This is a genomic window from Thermobacillus composti KWC4, from assembly GCF_000227705.2.
Lineage (GTDB): Bacteria > Bacillota > Bacilli > Paenibacillales > Paenibacillaceae > Thermobacillus > Thermobacillus xylanilyticus.
In genome coordinates, this window is the sequence record NC_019897.1 from 3,468,553 (window position 1) to 3,484,209 (window position 15,657).

The window sequence follows — 15,657 nt, forward strand, 5'->3', positions numbered from 1 at the left end:
TGCCCGTCCCGGGCGAAGGGAGCCATCGCGATCTCCGCTCAGCCGTCGGCCGCCGCCAGCGGCGCGGCGCCGGCGCTTGCCGCCGTCCCTCCGGCGCGCCGCAAATATTTCTGCCGCCACCACCGCAACGTGACGGTAACCCCGCGCACGTATTCGTCCATAATCATGCCGATATAGATGCCCGTCAACCCCCACCCGAGGTGAAGCCCCAAGTAACACGACAGCCCGACGGCAACCGACCACTGCACGATCACGTTGACCACCATCGGAAAACGCGTATCGCCTACGGCGTTGAGCGAGCTGACCATCGCCATGTTGATCATTTTGCCCGGCTGCAGGACGATGTTGAGGAGAAGCAGCGACACGCCCATTCGGACAATATCGGCGTTGTCCGTGAAGAGCCCCAGCACGGGCTTGCCGAGCGGCACCAGCAGGACCGCGTTGACGGTAACGACCGCAAGGCCGATCAGCGTCGCGCGGTATCCGCTGCGATAGGCTTCCCGGTACTTGCCGGCGCCGTACAGATGCGCGATCTGAATCTGCACGGCCATGGCGAACGCCCAGCCGAGCATGAAGCAGAACGATTCCAGCGTGTTCATGTACGTGCGGGCCGCGAGTTCCCGGGAGCCGAGTATCGCGATGAACGCGAAAATGACGATCTGGGAATAGCACCAGCTCCCGCCGTTGACACCGAGCGGCCAGCTGATTTTCAGCACGGCGGCGAGCAGCTTGCGGTCGTACCGCCGGAAATCCCGAAGGCGAATCCGCGTCTCGAACGCGCTGAGGAACATCCAGAACAGCACCGCGACGCCGATCGCCCGGCTGACGTTGGTTGAGATCGCGACGCCCGTCAGCCCCCATTCGGGGAAGCCGAACGAACCGGTGATGAAGGCATAGTTCAGCGCGACGTGAAGGACGTTGATTCCGACCGAGACGATCATCGGCCCTTTCGTATTGCCCGTGTTCCGGATAACGGTGCCGAGCGCGAACATGACCGCGACGAGCAGCGTGCCGCCGCCGACGATCGCGATATAGACTTCGGCCAGCGGGAACAGTTCTCCGGGAAAACGGAGCAGCCGCGCGAACCAGAGCGGCTTGAACGCGAGCAGCAGGCTGAAGATGACCGCGACCGCCGATACCATGTAGAGGGCCAGAACGGAAATCGTCCGCGCGTCGCCCTCCCGCTTGGCGCCAAGCTTCTGCGCGATCAGAATGCCCGCGCCGCCCGCAATAGCCTGGAAGATCGTATAGATGCCGTTGAACAGCTGATTGGAATAGCCGACGACGGCTACGGCGTCGTCCGATATTCGGCTGACCATGAGCGTGTCGGCGGCGCCGAGCATGAACTGCAGGAACAGTTCGAGGAAGATCGGCCAGGCGAGCGCCCATAGCGTATATTTGCGTGCGGTAGACATGCGTGATCGTTTGACCTCCCGGACAAGCACCAGTGAATTCGTGTCGTCGTATCACATTATAAGCGTCCGTTGTCCGGAGATACAGGCATTTTTCAACGCAAACGATCACGATGCAACCAGCCGGGCGGGTTAACGCTTCGGTGAAGCAGCATCTCATCGCCTCTCGGATACCGCCCTTGCCGTCTTCCGATTCCCGCGATCGAACGCCAGCTTGAGCAGCGGCGGCGCGGCCAGCAGCACGAACAGGAGCCGGCACAACTGATAGGCCGTCACCCGGGATTCGTCAGCGTCCAGCACAAGCGCCGTCACGGCCATCTCGCCGAGCCCGCCGGGCGCGAGCGCGAGGAACCACGTCGCGACCGATCCGCCGGCTGCCGCGGACAATCCCCATGCCGCCAGCGCCGTCAAGGCGACGAGCAGGCAGGCGGAGAGGAGCGAGAGCGGTCCGAATCTGCGGTTCGTCAGCAGGATGCGGGGCTGCACGCGCTGGCCGATATAGATGCCGATGGCAAGCTGGGCCGCCGCCAGCAACACCGCGGGCATGGACGGCCACGGGAAACCGGCGGCTGCCAGCGCGCCGACGGCCAGCACCGGGCCGAGGAACTCGCCTGCCGGCAGGTGAATCCGCCGGGCAAGCCAGGCGGCCAGCGGCACGAGCGGCAGCGCGGCATAACCGGCCCAGGGCGGCAGCCCGGTCCAGACGCCGTCAGCAGCCGAAGCCGCGGCCGCGACGCCGTCCGCTGCGATCCCTGCCGTTCCGTCATCGGCCCCGATCCCTATTCCTCCGCCTGCCGCTGCCCCGGCCGCGCCGCCAAGCGCCGCGGGGCCGCCGGCGAACAGCGCCGCGAGGAACGGCACCATATACAGCACGACGATCAGGCGCGACGTCTGCATGATCGCCACGATGCCCGCATCCGCGCCCCGCATTTGATCCGCCAGCAACACCATCTGCGTCAGTCCGCCCGGCATACTGCCGAGCACGCCGTCTTGGACACTCAAGCCCGTCGCCTTCGCGAACAGCAACCCGATCGCCGTGCAGACGGCCGTCCATAGCGCTGCGGCCAGCAGCATGGCCGGCAGCCCTTGCGCGATCGTCCGTACCGTCTCGAACGTCATCGCGCTTCCCAGCACGTAAGCGACGACCGCCACGCCGGCGTCGCCCATGAGGCGCGGCCAGGCTGCCAGCCCGGGCCGCACCGTGTTCAGAACCATCACAGCGAACGCAGCGCCCAATATCCACGGCAAGGGCAAGCCGAGCATCGCGAACAGCCCGCCTCCTGCCGCCCCGGCGGCGAAAGTCGTTAACACTTTCCAGTAAGCCCGCTCCACGATGTATTCCTCCCGGATGTCCGATACGCTGTCTTCCATTATGACATGCCGGGAAGAGGATTGCCCAATAAAATATCCCTGCGGCGTTCGCCGTCAGGGACATTCATGCGTGATGCAGACTTCGTTCAGCGCCTCGCCTTCACCTGCCGCTTGCAGTCTGCCCGGCGAACGTCGCCGCATAGGCTTCGATTTCCTGCGCCCATTGCGTCAGGTCGGCTTGTGCCGTATTGACGTCGGTGTACGCGTAATATTGCGGAATTGGACGTCCCGGCGCAGAACTTGCGCGGGACCCGCGATCCATCCAAGCGAAGTCGAACGAAGCGGGCGGTGAGATCGTAATTTCGTACCGCAGCCACTGTTTTAATTCTTCGAGGGTCTCAGGTTTGCGGACGATCGGTTGGAACGAGCTGTCGGCCCCGCTTGCCCCAACCGTATAGTTCACGACGGCATCTATCGCTTCGTCGCTTGACTCGCCGAGCATGAACTTTATATAGGCCCAGGCCAGCTCCGGCTGTTGAGCCGTTGTCGTGATAGCCAGCCCGGTCATCAGCGAATTATTGTACCGCCGGCCATCCGGCGCTTCGGGGATCGGCGCGATGGATACCCGCTCGTATTCCTCCCGGATTCTTAACGCTCTGCCGACAATCAATCCACGATTCATAAAGGCCGATTCGCTCGTAAATTGTTCGGCTGATGATACGGCGTTCAAGATTTCTGCATAGCGGACGAATGCGTTCACCGTCTCCGGACTGTCCATCACGCCCGCAATCCGATGTTTCGCGTCGGTGTATCTCCCGCCGAATCCGACGATGAACGGTTCGACCTCGTTCAGTGAAGGCGGATTCCATACGGCATGACCTTCGCGCACCAGCTGCTGTCCGATGCTCAAGTAATCGTCCCACGTCCACCCGTCCCAGGGCGGCGTAATGCCTTTGTTCTCGAAGATGTCGGTAATATAGAAGACCATCATCGGTTCGCTCCGGATCGGCAGCAGATACGCTTCGCCTTCCAGTTCGGCAAACTCGATCAAGGTCATGTAATCGCCCTGCCACTTGTCCGCCATATCTTCAATCCGATCAGCCAGATTGACAATACGACCCTTCATGGGCAGGCGCGCTTCGTTCACGGTCAGCTCGATCACGTCCGGCATCTGCGATGGATCCTCGAGGAGCTGCTTGAAATTCCGCTCGTAATCGACGTCGATGAACTCGATTTTCACCCCCGGGTGTTTCTCCATGAACGCCTCGGACCGGACGTGGAACGGGTGATTGCGTTCATGGGCTTTTCCCCTCGGCGGGTACGGGTCCTTCTTCCATACATGGCTATGCAATCCGACGCGCAGCGTGCCGGTATAGGTTTCGCCTACATCGACCTACGGCACTATCCCTTCAATCCCGCAGGCCGTCAAACCGATAGACAGGACAGCCAGACAGGCCGCTTTCAATCTGCCCTTCATCATGTTACCGCTCCTTCCCAGATTGGCAGAATGGAAGTGACGAAACCGGATGCCCCTTAGCGCGCGGTTTCCAATACGATGTTCGTGTTGTTCGTTCCATTCGTATAACGTATCGGTCTGCCGAATCGTCCGGAATGCGATTTATTCGTTACCACCCGCCTTATTCCCTCCGACAACCGACGACAACAACGGAGCACGCATCTCAATCTCCTGTGCCCACAACGTCAAATCAGCTTGAGCAGCCGCGGCATCCGTGTAACGCTCCAACTGTTCACGCGTCCTCTGCGGCACGATATTGTCACGAGATGGATCACTGTACCATACCAGATCAAAGGTCGCCGGCTGGCTGATCGTGATTTCGTGCTTCATCCATTGTTTCAGCTCTTCATAGATCGGATTGTGGCCGATTCGGGTATGCACACCGTCACTCTCGAGCGTATGATTCACGATGAAATCCATCGCTTCGTCACTGGATTCGCCGAGCAGAAATTTCATGAATTCCCAAGCCAGCTCTTTCTGCTGTGAATGCTTCGAGATCGCAAGTCCCGTCATCAGCGATGCGTTATACCGCACGCCCTCCACCGTCGAAGGCAGCGGAGCGATTGCATACTGTTTTTCAAAAATATCACGGAGCGACTCGGTTGAGCGCACAACGCGTAGTGCCATCTCTTCGGCATACGACGATTCCCGAAGCATGGCCGCGTATTGCGCGAACGCCTCGGCCGTCGCATCGCTGTCCAGGACGCCCGACACGCGCAGATCGGACGAGGCGTACTTTCCTCCCAACCCACGGATGATCGGTTCCATGGCGTTCAGCGTATCGGGCAATTGCGTCCCCAGCCCTTGGGCGGCAAGACGACGCAGCGTTTCTTCGAATTCGCCGAATGTCCATCCGTCACGCGGTTCGGCAATCTGATGGGCTGCCATCAGATCCGGCCGATAGTACACGATCATCGGGGCGCTTTTGACAGGCAGCAGGTACGACTCTCCATTAATCTCCATTGCTTTGATTACATTGAAATAATCGCCGTTCCAACGTGGACCTTCCTCCTCGATGCGATCCGCAAGACTCTCGATATGATCGAGCGCGGACAGCCATGCCTCTTTCACCGTCAGTTCCATAATGTCCGGCATCTCTGATGGATTCTCCAGCAGTTGCTCAAAATTTTGGTTGTAGTCTACGCCGATGAATTCAATCTGTACGCCTGGGTACTTCTCCATAAAAGCCAGCGACCGTTCGTCCCAAACCTCGGCAAAGCTGGTGCTCACAGGGGAGTACGGCTTGGTCATCGGCGGAAATACGTGAGTACCGATCCGAAGAGTGCCGGTATACGTCTTTTCTTCCTCCTGCTGAAGGGTCAGTGTAGATTGGCACGCTGTCAGAAGAAGCAACGGCAGCAGAATTAGCGTCAGAAGGTTACGCTTTATCATTGGGCTCCCCCTCTACAAGATTGTAAATTTAATAACAATGATCCCATTATTTAATTATATTCCTATTATACTTAAGGTCTTCCGCTAATTAAGTGCGGTTTTATAGCTCATTTTTCTCGACTATTGCGATCAAACTGTTCGGATACAAGAATAAAAACGCAGGGTATAATGGGATTAAAAAGATGAAAGCGCTTCGATATAGAGGGAGGGAACTTCGTGGCCTCATATCTTACTTTTCTCATGGCTGTCATATTCCTGACATCGTCCGTGTCCAAATTCGTCTCTCCGAAAACATTTCATCGAACATTGATTCAACTGGGCATACGGGGAAGACAGGTACGCCTCTTGGGGTGGTTTATTCCCTCCATTGAAATATTAACGGCTTTGCTTCTGGTCGTACCTGGCGGACAACGTTCAGGTCAAATCACGATGCTTATCCTACTGCTCGGATTTACCGCTGTGGTCGGCAAAGCCATCATTAAGAAAACCGATACCGACTGTAACTGCTTTGGAAGTTTCCTTCCCGAAAAACTCGGCACGTCAACGCTTATTCGTTTGATCGTACTCATCGGAGTAACGGTGTTCCTTATCGCCTCCGAGCCGGTCGAACTATATGCGCTGCCAGTTGAACAACTGATCTTTCAGGTCCTAGCTTCAACCGGATGGTTTGCAATCTACATCCTGTCCGCTCAGGTCATTCGTCAATTTAAAGCCTTGAGAGCCTCATAAGAGAAGGAGGCAGCAGAAGTGATAAACGCTGAGCTTGTATCCCACATTACACTGTGGATTGTCGTATTGTTGCTTGTCGTCGGATACATGCATATGCCGCAACCATGGAAACGGAAGAACAGGCTGGATTTGCAGAATTTCGGATTGCCGCTGCAACAAAAATTGCCGATGCTTGACATCCAGTCATTTAATGGCGATTCCATACGTGACAAAACCGGCACAGGAAAGCCATCTGTACTTCTGTTTACCTCAGTCGGATGTCAAGCCTGCAACGGATTATATCCGTTGCTAAACGCATATGCGGACCGAAAGGATGTCAACCTCCTGCTCTTCGTAGAAGGTAGCATAACAGCTATTGAACATAAAATTCGGGAACACGACATTCGAATTCCTATTTTCCATTTGGAAGATGACACTCTGGATCGATTAAACGTAACGATTTTCCCATTCGCTTACTATCTGTCCGGCGCGGGAATCATTTCCGCCAAAGGTGGAATCCCCGATGCGGATGCGCTGGAGCTCTTGTTGATCGAAGGTTTGCATGCGGAAACGCAATGGCTGTCGGCCGGTTAAGTCGATTACACACCATGCCAGCGCCCTCTTGAAAGGAGGTGAGTCAAATGGAAGAGTGCAGAGTGACGACAAGATATTGCACCAGCACGCCCTGTGGGAACAACAAGTACGTGAGGACCTACGTTGATTACTACACGGGCAGAACCTGCGCGCAATACTGCGAGTGCGTATGATGTCAAGGAACAAAGGCTGGAAGCTCGGCTTCTGGTCTTTGTTCACTTTCAAGAACCTTCAGTGTCAAAGTTCGGTTTAATGAATCTTAGACCCCCATGCCGCTAATGCGGCACCAGCAGATGATGAAAATGGACGAATGCGGTACAATATTCCTGCGGCTGGTGGAGGGAGGTCGTTGTTTCTTGGTGCTGCGAGCCCGACTCTTAGACGGACCCCAACGACCAGGTGCACCACAGATTGTCGCTCCCTCGGGAAGCACGCGGGATAGAATGGCCCATGTGTGGTCGTTGCACCAGCCCTCAATCGACAAAGCCGCAAGGAGATTGTCCATCATGGATGTCGTCTACAGCCATGTCTGTGGACTGGATGTCCACAAAAAGACGGTCGTGGCCTGCATTATCACGCCGGACGAGAAAGAAATCCGCACATTCTCGACCATGACCGACGATCTGTTGCAGATGGTGGACTGGATCAAGAGCAAAGGTTGCACCCACGCCGCCATGGAAAGCACCGGTTCCTACTGGAAACCCGTCTATAACCTGTTGGAGACGGAAGAGATTCAAACCTTGGTCGTCAATGCGCAACATATCAAGCATGTTCCCGGACGAAAAACCGATGTGAAGGATGCCGAGTGGATCGCTTCGTTGCTCCGGCTTGGATTGCTCCGAGGCAGCTTCATTCCGCCGCGTGATCAACGGGAGCTTCGCGAGTTGATCCGATACCGCCGTAGTCTGATCGAGGAGCGGGCACGAGAAGTCAACCGGATTCAGAAAGTGCTGGAAGGCGCCAACATCAAACTGTCGTCGGTAGCCAGCGATATTCTGGGCAAATCGGCGCGTGCGATGATCGAAGCGCTGATAGCCGGTAACGTTGATCCGGAATCCTTGTCGGAGTTGGCACTTCGGCGTCTGAAGAACAAGAAAGCGGATCTCCAGCGCGCGCTCAAAGGACTGATCGGCCCGCACCAACGGTTGATGCTCCAAACCCAACTGCGGCACGTCGATGAACTGGACGCGCTGATTCAACAGTTGGACGAGGAGATCAAGAGGCGGATGCTCCCTTTTGAGGAAGACCTGGAGCGGCTGGACACCATTCCCGGGGTGGCCCGGCGGACGGCGGAACAAATTGTCGCTGAAACGGGGACCGACATGAGCCGCTTTCCGTCTGCCGCTCATTTGTGTTCGTGGGCGGGGGTGGCTCCAGGGAACAACGAAAGTGCTGGGAAACGAAAGTCCGGGCGAACGACCAAAGGGAATCCGAAGCTTCGGAGCGCTCTCATCGAGGCGGCACGGGCAGCAGTCCGAACGAAACACACGTATCTGTCCAGTCTATATCATCGCATTGCCGCCAGACGAGGGGCCAATCGGGCGGCTGTGGCGGTGGCCCATCGGATCCTGACCATCGTCTACCATCTGCTAAAGGAAAAACAGGTTTACAACGAACTGGGGCCTCATTATTACGAAGAACGCCGGCGTGAACAGATGGCCCGACAAGCGATACGGAAGTTGGAAATGTTAGGATATGACGTTATGGTAAAAGAACGGGAGCAAACCGCATAATCCCCTATCATTTTCCAATTTGAAGCGATGTAACGGTGGGTTGGCCTTTTTGTGCTTTTTAGCGACTATTATTTTCGGGATAGAAAAGTAAAACATTAACCGTCCTGCACTATACTGGGGGGGACCGTAGTGTCAGCTTTAATGTCGAATAAACACTTTATGACAGCCCAAGCGCTCAAGCGAACTGTCTTACTTACATGGCACTCCTCTCCGTGGCTTTTCCTGCTCTTGCTTCTCTTGAAAATTGCTTCTGCCATTGCCCCGTCCATTCAAATATACTTTACCAAGGTTTTGACCGATACAGTATCGGCCGTCCTGGCCGGCTCGAATCCGGTCAAGTCGGTTTTGCCTTACTTGGCCTGCATTTTCATCATCGGTCTTGTCTCGGTTGCAATGGAATTAGCAGCACAATATATTACGCTCCTCTTGCAGCAAAAGACTGGCTGCACGATGGAAACCTTGCTTGCCCGTAAATCCGTCTCGATTCCGTTGTCGCGTCTCGATCAGGCGATTTATTACGATCAGTTGCAGCGCGCAAGATCGACAATCTCCTACAGCGGCAGTCGGGTTGTTGATCAATTGTTCTCAGCCGGACAATCCATTCTAACCCTGATATCTTTCATCGTACTCCTGAGTCATTTTAATGGATTGCTGACACTTGCCATGTTGTTGGTTGTCCTTCCTGCTCTGCTTGTAAACGTGAAAATCGGACAATGGAAATTCGTTTTACTCCGATTCCAGACTCCCTTCACGCGACGCTTACAATATTTGTTCGATTTGCTCACGAACCGGGCATCTGCCAAGGAGATCCGCATTTACAACCTCGGCCAAACCCTCATGCAAGAATGGAGCAGCATCTATTGGAAGAACGCCTCAGAACAACGCAAAGTCGAACTGCGCTCAATTAAAGCCCGGACAGCCCTGGAAAGTATGCAGAGTCTGCTCGGATTTCTTTTCGCATTGTATGCCGTATGGATTTGTGCCGGTAAAGGCCTGACCATTGGGCATTATGTAGCCATTTATCAAGTACTGGTCTCTGCCCAGAATCAATGGAAAATGTTAGCGTTCTACCTGTCATCTTTATATGAGGATGCGTTAATCATGAATGAGTTTTACGTCTTCCTGGATACCGAAGATACTGAGACAGACCTACGTTCGCCTGTATCCATGCACAAGTTCAATGGGCATCTCATGCAAGGAATCGCTGTTAAAAATTTAAGCTTTCGTTACCCGACCAGTCCGGCTCCCGTTTTGAAAAATATTACGTTTACAATTAAACCGAACCAGACTGTTGCTATTGTGGGCGAAAACGGTTCTGGGAAAAGTACACTGGTTAATTGCCTGATTGGTCTATACCGGAATTATGCGGGCAGAATCGAATATGACGGCGTCGAACTGAAGGAGATTGATCCTTCTTCATTCCACGAGCAAGTCGCCGTCGTATTTCAAGACTTCCTTCGCTTCCAGTCCACACCGAAAGAGAACATCGGTTACGGCGACGTCAACCGATTATCGGACTTCGCCGCCATGGAGACGGCCGCCGCCCGTTCCGGCGCTTCCGAAGTGATCGACTCTCTCCCGGCAAGATTCGATACATTGCTGGGTCCAGCGTTCGAAGGCGGTACGGAACTGTCAGTCGGTCAATGGCAGAAGCTCGCCTTGGCCAGATCGTTCTTTAAAAATAGCCCGATTATTGTCTTGGACGAACCTACCGCCTCGATGGATCCTCTGGCTGAAGAAGCGCTTTTCCGAAAATTCGCAGAATTGTCCGAAGGCAAAATGACGTTTCTGATCTCTCATCGGCTCGGAAGCTGCCGGATTGCCGATCATATTCTCGTGCTGAAGGACGGCGAACTCGTCGAGCAGGGTAATCATGACGAATTACTCAAACTGGGCGGCGAATACAGCCGCATGTACCGTGCACAAGCCGAATGGTATAAATAAGAAAAGCACAGATAAGCTTATCTACCATGCTCTTCTGCCGATTATAAACTGACTTGCGGCAGTAGCTTGGCTTGTCGTGCTTTCTGCAACAATTCTCTTCGGGACGATACTCCGAATTTCCGGTAAAGGTCGGCGATTGTCTTCTCAATAGAACGCAAGCTCACATACAACGTTCCAGCAATTTCACGTAACGTATATCCCAATGCAAGGTATTGAAGCACCTGCTCTTCACGTTCCGTGATCGCTTCCCGTTTCATCCCCTTTCCATCCTCAATGTAAGCAACTATCCTCCGTAGTTCGCGAAGCAGTCGGATCGGAATATTCGATTGGCCACGCAACGCTTGACTCAATTCCTGCAACAATTGATTGCTGTCACTCGTCTTGTAAATGAAACCCATGACACCTGCATCGACCAACCTATTAAAGTACGGTGATGGATCTTCATCCGTATAGACAAACACCAGCGGATTGTAAGCGCTTAACTTTTTGATCGCATTGATTACATTTGGAAATGACAGATCAATTAAGATGCAGTAGAAGTCTCGGACGGCGAGTTCGGCTATTGCTCGATCAACCTCGGTATACCCCCATACATTAAAACGCGGATCCATCTCGAGCAGACGTCGTGTTCCTTCGATAACGGAAGGCAGGACATCGATGACCATGACTTTAACCGCTTCTTCCGGCTCACGTCTCGTCAACTCATTACTCATCATTATCCCCCTTCTAAAATGAAATGGTAGATTGAATCGACGCCTAACCTCCTTGTTGTAAAATATACTCCATTAAATAGGTTAACCAATTGTTAGTATTTTGTAAATAGTTTACTTGTAAGTTATGGTTTGACTTCGTTTCAATGTTTCGGCTGCAGACTGCCGCTGAAATACAAGGCCATGGAGCGACTGGATGTTGCCCGGAATATGCTGCCCTCTGATTGCACAAGCATAGACCGAAAACCGGACGCGAAAACGCGTCCGGCTTCGTAAACGTCTCGGCTATTCATTTCATCCGTTTAATGTTTCGGCCTGCCGACTGTTAACGGCGCTGACCCTTAACCCCGTCAAATCCGCCGGCGTACCGTCTGCGCGCGTAATGCGCACCGTGCGCGATTCACCCGGCAGCAAGTCGAAATAGTTGTCGCTGAACCGGATATTGCCGGCCGGAAGTTCCAGCTTCACCATGCGGGCCAGCCCGCCCTCGACCGTCACCGCGACCTCGCCTTCTGCTCCAGCCTTCGCCACGCGGACCGCAGCCTGCGGCAACAAGAGGTCCTTGTGATCGCGGAGGAAATAGCCGTTCGCCGGGGCCGTGAACCCTTCCGCCGTCAGGCGGACGTAAACTTGTTCGGGCCGGCCGGTCAGAATCGCATCCTGCTCCGCAAGTTCGCCGATCTGCACCGCGCCGCCCGCCGGTACATCGGCCTGCCACTCGTGCTCGCCGAGCAAGGAGCCTGCGAAGTCGTACACCGAGAGCTTTACCTTTCCCATCAGCGCGTCAAGCGTATCGTTCACGACCCAGATTTTCAGCGGATCGCCCGGTTCGTGGTCGATCGAGAGCAGCACCGGATGATAGAACGTCTTCGCGTAGTAGTACGCCGCCTTCGGCAGCAGCTCGTAGTCGATGATCGACCAGCTCGTCCCCGGCCAGCTGTCACCCAGCTGCCAGATGAGCGAGCCGCTCGTCCGGTGCTTGTTCCGCCGATAATGCTCGATGCCGTACTTCAAGCCTTCGGCCTGCGTCAGCATGGAGAAGTTCATGTACTCCTCGATGTCCTTCGGAATGCCGGTGTAGCCTTCCATCAGCAGGATGCCTTTCTGATGGGCGGTGTCCTTGTTCCGGTACGCCATCTCGACGCTGCCCCAGTAGAACTGGTCGGCCGGGATCCATTTCTGCAGGGTGTACCGGTTCGCCGAGGCGTGCATGCCGAACTCGCTGCTGAACAGGGCGAAGTCTTTTTTGTAGTTCTTGAAGCTGACGCCCTGCACGCTGTAATCGAGAATCGGCGGCTCGCCGAACTTGCGCGGATAGACCGAGCCGTGCCAGACCTGCCAATTGTGGCGGTCGCCCTCGTCCGGGTCGTTGGCGTCGTTGCCGCCGTACGGCGAAGACGGCCAGTACGGCCGGCTCGGGTCGAGCTGCTCCAGCACGTCCGGGATCAGTTCGTGGTAGATCGTCTCGCCCCAGAACGGGCAGTCGATGTCGCCGCCCGACGTCTTCATGTCGACGAGCCAGTCGATCTCGTTGTTGCCGCACCAGAGCGCGAGCGAGGCGCGGTTGCGCAGCCGGCGCACATTGTACTCGACTTCGGCGCGGACGTTGTCCATGAAGTTCTTGTTGAAATCCGGGAACAGCGCGTTCGCGAAGCAGAAGTCCTGCCAGACGAGCACGCCGCGCCGGTCGCATTCATCGTAGAAGACGTCCTTCTCGTAAATGCCGCCGGCCCATACCCGCAGCATGTTCTGATGGGACGACACCGCCAGATCGATCAGGTCGCGGTAGCGCTGGTCCGGAATGGACCCGATGTAGTGGTCCGCCGGAATCCAGTTCGTCCCCTTCGCAAAAAGTTTCACGCCGTTCAGCTTGAACGCGAAGGCGTTGTGGCCGGCGTCATCCTTCAGCATCAGTTCGATCGTGCGGATGCCGAACGGCGCCTCGTAACGGTCGGTCTCCTCGCCGTCCACGAGCAGCTTCGCTTCAAGCCGGTACAGATACGGCTCGCCGAGATCGTGGGTCCACCACAGATGCGGATTCGCCACGCGAAGTTCCGCAGCGCCCTTGCCGCCTTCGAGGGCGATCGTGCCGGCTGCCGCGGCGCGGCCTTCCCGGTCGACGAGCGACACTTCGCACGTCAGACGGCGGTCCCGGAATCCGCGGAACGCGGTCGCTTCGGCATCGATGCGCACGACGGCCTCCCCGCCGTCAATGGACATCGTCCGGGCGTAGACGCTGTCCAGCCTGGCGAACCGCTTCTTCTCGAGCCGCACGCGGCCCCAGATGCCCGTCGTCATCATGCGCGGGCCCCAGTCCCAGCCGAAGTTCATCGCCGCCTTGCGGATCCAGGGGCGCTCTTTCGTGTAGGACGACCATTGGAACTGTTCTTTGTCCTTGTTGTGCAGGCTGACCGGATCGAATTTGACCGCGATCGTGTTCTTGCCGTTCACCAGAACCCGCGTCACGTCGAACGTGAACGCTCGCAGCATGTTGTCCGTGCTGCCGATCTCCCGTCCGTTCAGGAATATGGTGGCGAACGTGTCCAGTCCTTCGAACGTCAGTTCGTATCGCGTACCCGGCTCCTCCGTCTTCGCGTACTCGAACTGCGTCCGGTACCACCATTCCTTCTGTTCGATCCAGCGGCATTTCTGATCGTTGTGACCGTAGTAAGGGTGGTCGATGACGCCGCGCTCGATGAGCGTCGTGTGGACGTCGCCCGGCACGGCGGCCGTCATCCAGAACCGGTCGTCCAGACCGGGTGCCGCGATGGTCTCCGGCCGGACTTGTCCGACATCGAAACCGTGCAGGCGCCACAGCGATTTCAGTTCCATCTCGGGAATGCTCCTTCCGTGTTCGTCCGATGGCCGTCCGTTCTTCGGGCGCGGGCCGGCCTGGAACGGTCTTCTCCATTATAGCACAGCCGGGCGGTGGGGTTGCACGGGGAGTGGAAGGAGATCGATTCCGCTTAAGATGTATCCATTAGCGCTGGCTTCAATCCGCCATCCTAGCGGAACTGAGAGACCTTATCTTGTCAAATATGCATCCTAACCGATAACTAAACTAACGGAACTGCGCCGCCAGGTTCAAGTCTTCTCGCACGATCGCAGAATCGTTATAATCGCCGATTCGCTGAGACGGATACGGATAATTCGCGTCGTACGCACCGTTTAGGGTCATGAACAGATCGAAAGAAGCCGGGGCGGCCGTGACTGCTTCGCTTCGGATCCACGCCCGCAACTCGTCGTCGCGCGGATCCGGTTCGTCGCGATAGACCTGGTGATGAACTTCAAGCGTATTGCGCGCCAGGAAATCCATGGCGGCCTCGCTGGTGTCCCCGACGATGAAGGACATCAGCGCCCAGGCCAACTCCTGCTGGTTGGAACTTGCCGGGATGGCAAGCCCGGTCAGAAGCGATGTGTTCCATCGTTCGCCAGACGGCGAAACCGGTAAGGGAACCATCCGGTAGTCGCCCGCATCGGAGCGGATAACATGATGCATCTCGGTGGCGCGCACCATTCCCAGGGAAGCCACCCGATTCGGGAAAAGCAACGCTCCGCTTACGAAGTGTCCGGGCATCATGCGGGCATACTGGACGAAAGCCTCGACGGTCTCGCCGCTGTCCAGATAAACTTCGATGTCCTGATAATCAGGTGACGTGTACACGCCTCCGAGTCCGCGGATGATGGGCTCCGCCGAGTTGAAATCGATCGGAATGCGACAGACAAGCCCGCTTCCGCCAGCCGATTCGCAGCGGATGCGAATTCCTCCAGCGGCCATCCTTCCCGGGGTTCGGGCAGGCCAAGCTGTGCAAAAGCCAGCCGATCGTAGTAGACCATCATCGGATCGCTTCGAACCGGCAATAGATAAGGTATGCCGTCGATCTCGGCCTGTTCGATCACTTTCGCGTAATCGCCGTCCCATCGCGGCTTATTCTCCTGAATGCGGCTCTCCAGGCTGGACAGACGTCCGTTTCCGGCGAGCCGCGCTTCATGAATGTTCATCTCGATGATGTCATACCCGTCCGGATCGTCCAGCGCCTCCCGGACGGCGGTCGGCTTCGCAGAAAGGGAAGGGAAGTCCGTCACTTCAATCTGTACATTCGGGTTTTGCTCCATGAAAGCCTTTATCCGGTCGTGGATCGGATAAGGCTTGTTTCCGGCCGGATAAGGCGTCGATTGGAAGGAATATCCGCCGAACAGTGCGACCCGCAGCGTGCCGCTGCAGGACGTTTCCGTTGCATCCGGCTGCACTATGCCGGACTGGCAGGCGGCCAATAACAGCATCGCAGTGAAGAGAGCGGCCGCCGTCTTCATGCGTACGCTCATACGAACAACTC

General features: G+C 56.2%; 12 protein-coding genes. 4 read left to right on the forward strand and 8 right to left on the reverse strand.

What is annotated here, in order from left to right; genetic code table 11:
* Positions 1-38 precede the first annotated feature (38 nt).
* From THECO_RS15970 to THECO_RS15985, 4 genes are all read right to left on the reverse strand, one after another.
* On the reverse strand, positions 39-1,415 hold the full coding sequence (locus THECO_RS15970; protein ID WP_015256069.1) for an MATE family efflux transporter: 1,377 nt from the start codon (positions 1,413-1,415) through the stop codon (positions 39-41).
* Positions 1,416-1,568: 153 nt separating this feature from the next.
* Positions 1,569-2,783, reverse strand: a complete 1,215-nt coding sequence (locus tag THECO_RS15975; RefSeq protein WP_041853955.1) for an AbrB family transcriptional regulator — start codon at positions 2,781-2,783, stop codon at positions 1,569-1,571.
* Between the two features lie 100 nt (positions 2,784-2,883).
* Positions 2,884-3,981 carry an extracellular solute-binding protein gene (locus THECO_RS15980; RefSeq protein WP_015256071.1) on the reverse strand — a complete coding sequence of 366 codons (1,098 nt, stop codon included), beginning with the start codon at positions 3,979-3,981 and terminating at the stop codon, positions 2,884-2,886.
* 360 nt (positions 3,982-4,341) lie between these two features.
* Complete coding sequence (locus THECO_RS15985; protein ID WP_015256072.1) at positions 4,342-5,631, reverse strand: ABC transporter substrate-binding protein; 1,290 nt, start codon at positions 5,629-5,631, stop codon at positions 4,342-4,344.
* Positions 5,632-5,847: 216 nt separating this feature from the next.
* On the opposite strand from THECO_RS15985, the gene THECO_RS15990 reads away from it, so the two are divergent.
* The 4 genes from THECO_RS15990 to THECO_RS16005 all read left to right on the forward strand — a co-directional run bounded on the left by THECO_RS15990 (position 5,848) and on the right by THECO_RS16005 (position 10,610).
* On the forward strand, positions 5,848-6,360 hold the full coding sequence (locus THECO_RS15990) for a MauE/DoxX family redox-associated membrane protein (protein ID WP_015256073.1): 513 nt from the start codon (positions 5,848-5,850) through the stop codon (positions 6,358-6,360).
* An 18-nt stretch (positions 6,361-6,378) separates the two neighbouring features.
* On the forward strand, positions 6,379-6,933 hold the full coding sequence (locus tag THECO_RS15995; protein ID WP_015256074.1) for a TlpA family protein disulfide reductase: 555 nt from the start codon (positions 6,379-6,381) through the stop codon (positions 6,931-6,933).
* Positions 6,934-7,439: 506 nt separating this feature from the next.
* Entirely contained in the window at positions 7,440-8,666 is a 1,227-nt protein-coding gene (locus THECO_RS16000; protein ID WP_015255917.1) for an IS110 family RNA-guided transposase, read from the forward strand.
* A 129-nt stretch (positions 8,667-8,795) separates the two neighbouring features.
* The gene (locus THECO_RS16005) at positions 8,796-10,610 is read left to right on the forward strand and encodes an ABC transporter ATP-binding protein (RefSeq protein WP_015256076.1); all 1,815 of its coding nucleotides are present in this window, start codon (positions 8,796-8,798) and stop codon (positions 10,608-10,610) included.
* 41 nt (positions 10,611-10,651) lie between these two features.
* Here the strand turns inward: THECO_RS16005 and THECO_RS16010 are convergent, their stop codons facing one another.
* From THECO_RS16010 to THECO_RS16025, 4 genes are all read right to left on the reverse strand, one after another.
* A complete protein-coding gene (locus THECO_RS16010) occupies positions 10,652-11,326 on the reverse strand; it encodes a response regulator transcription factor (RefSeq protein WP_041853959.1) in 675 nt (224 codons plus the stop codon).
* A gap of 288 nt (positions 11,327-11,614) precedes the next feature.
* Positions 11,615-14,152: a beta-mannosidase gene (locus THECO_RS16015; protein ID WP_015256078.1), complete on the reverse strand. Its 2,538-nt coding sequence runs from the start codon at positions 14,150-14,152 to the stop codon at positions 11,615-11,617.
* A 229-nt stretch (positions 14,153-14,381) separates the two neighbouring features.
* Positions 14,382-14,984 (reverse strand): type 2 periplasmic-binding domain-containing protein, encoded by a 603-nt coding sequence (locus tag THECO_RS16020; RefSeq protein ID WP_157373599.1) that lies wholly within the window; start codon positions 14,982-14,984, stop codon positions 14,382-14,384.
* Positions 14,897-15,646, reverse strand: a complete 750-nt coding sequence (locus THECO_RS16025) for an ABC transporter substrate-binding protein (RefSeq protein WP_041853961.1) — start codon at positions 15,644-15,646, stop codon at positions 14,897-14,899. The genes THECO_RS16020 and THECO_RS16025 overlap by 88 nt, the downstream gene beginning before the upstream one ends.
* Between the last annotated feature and the right edge of the window lie 11 nt (positions 15,647-15,657).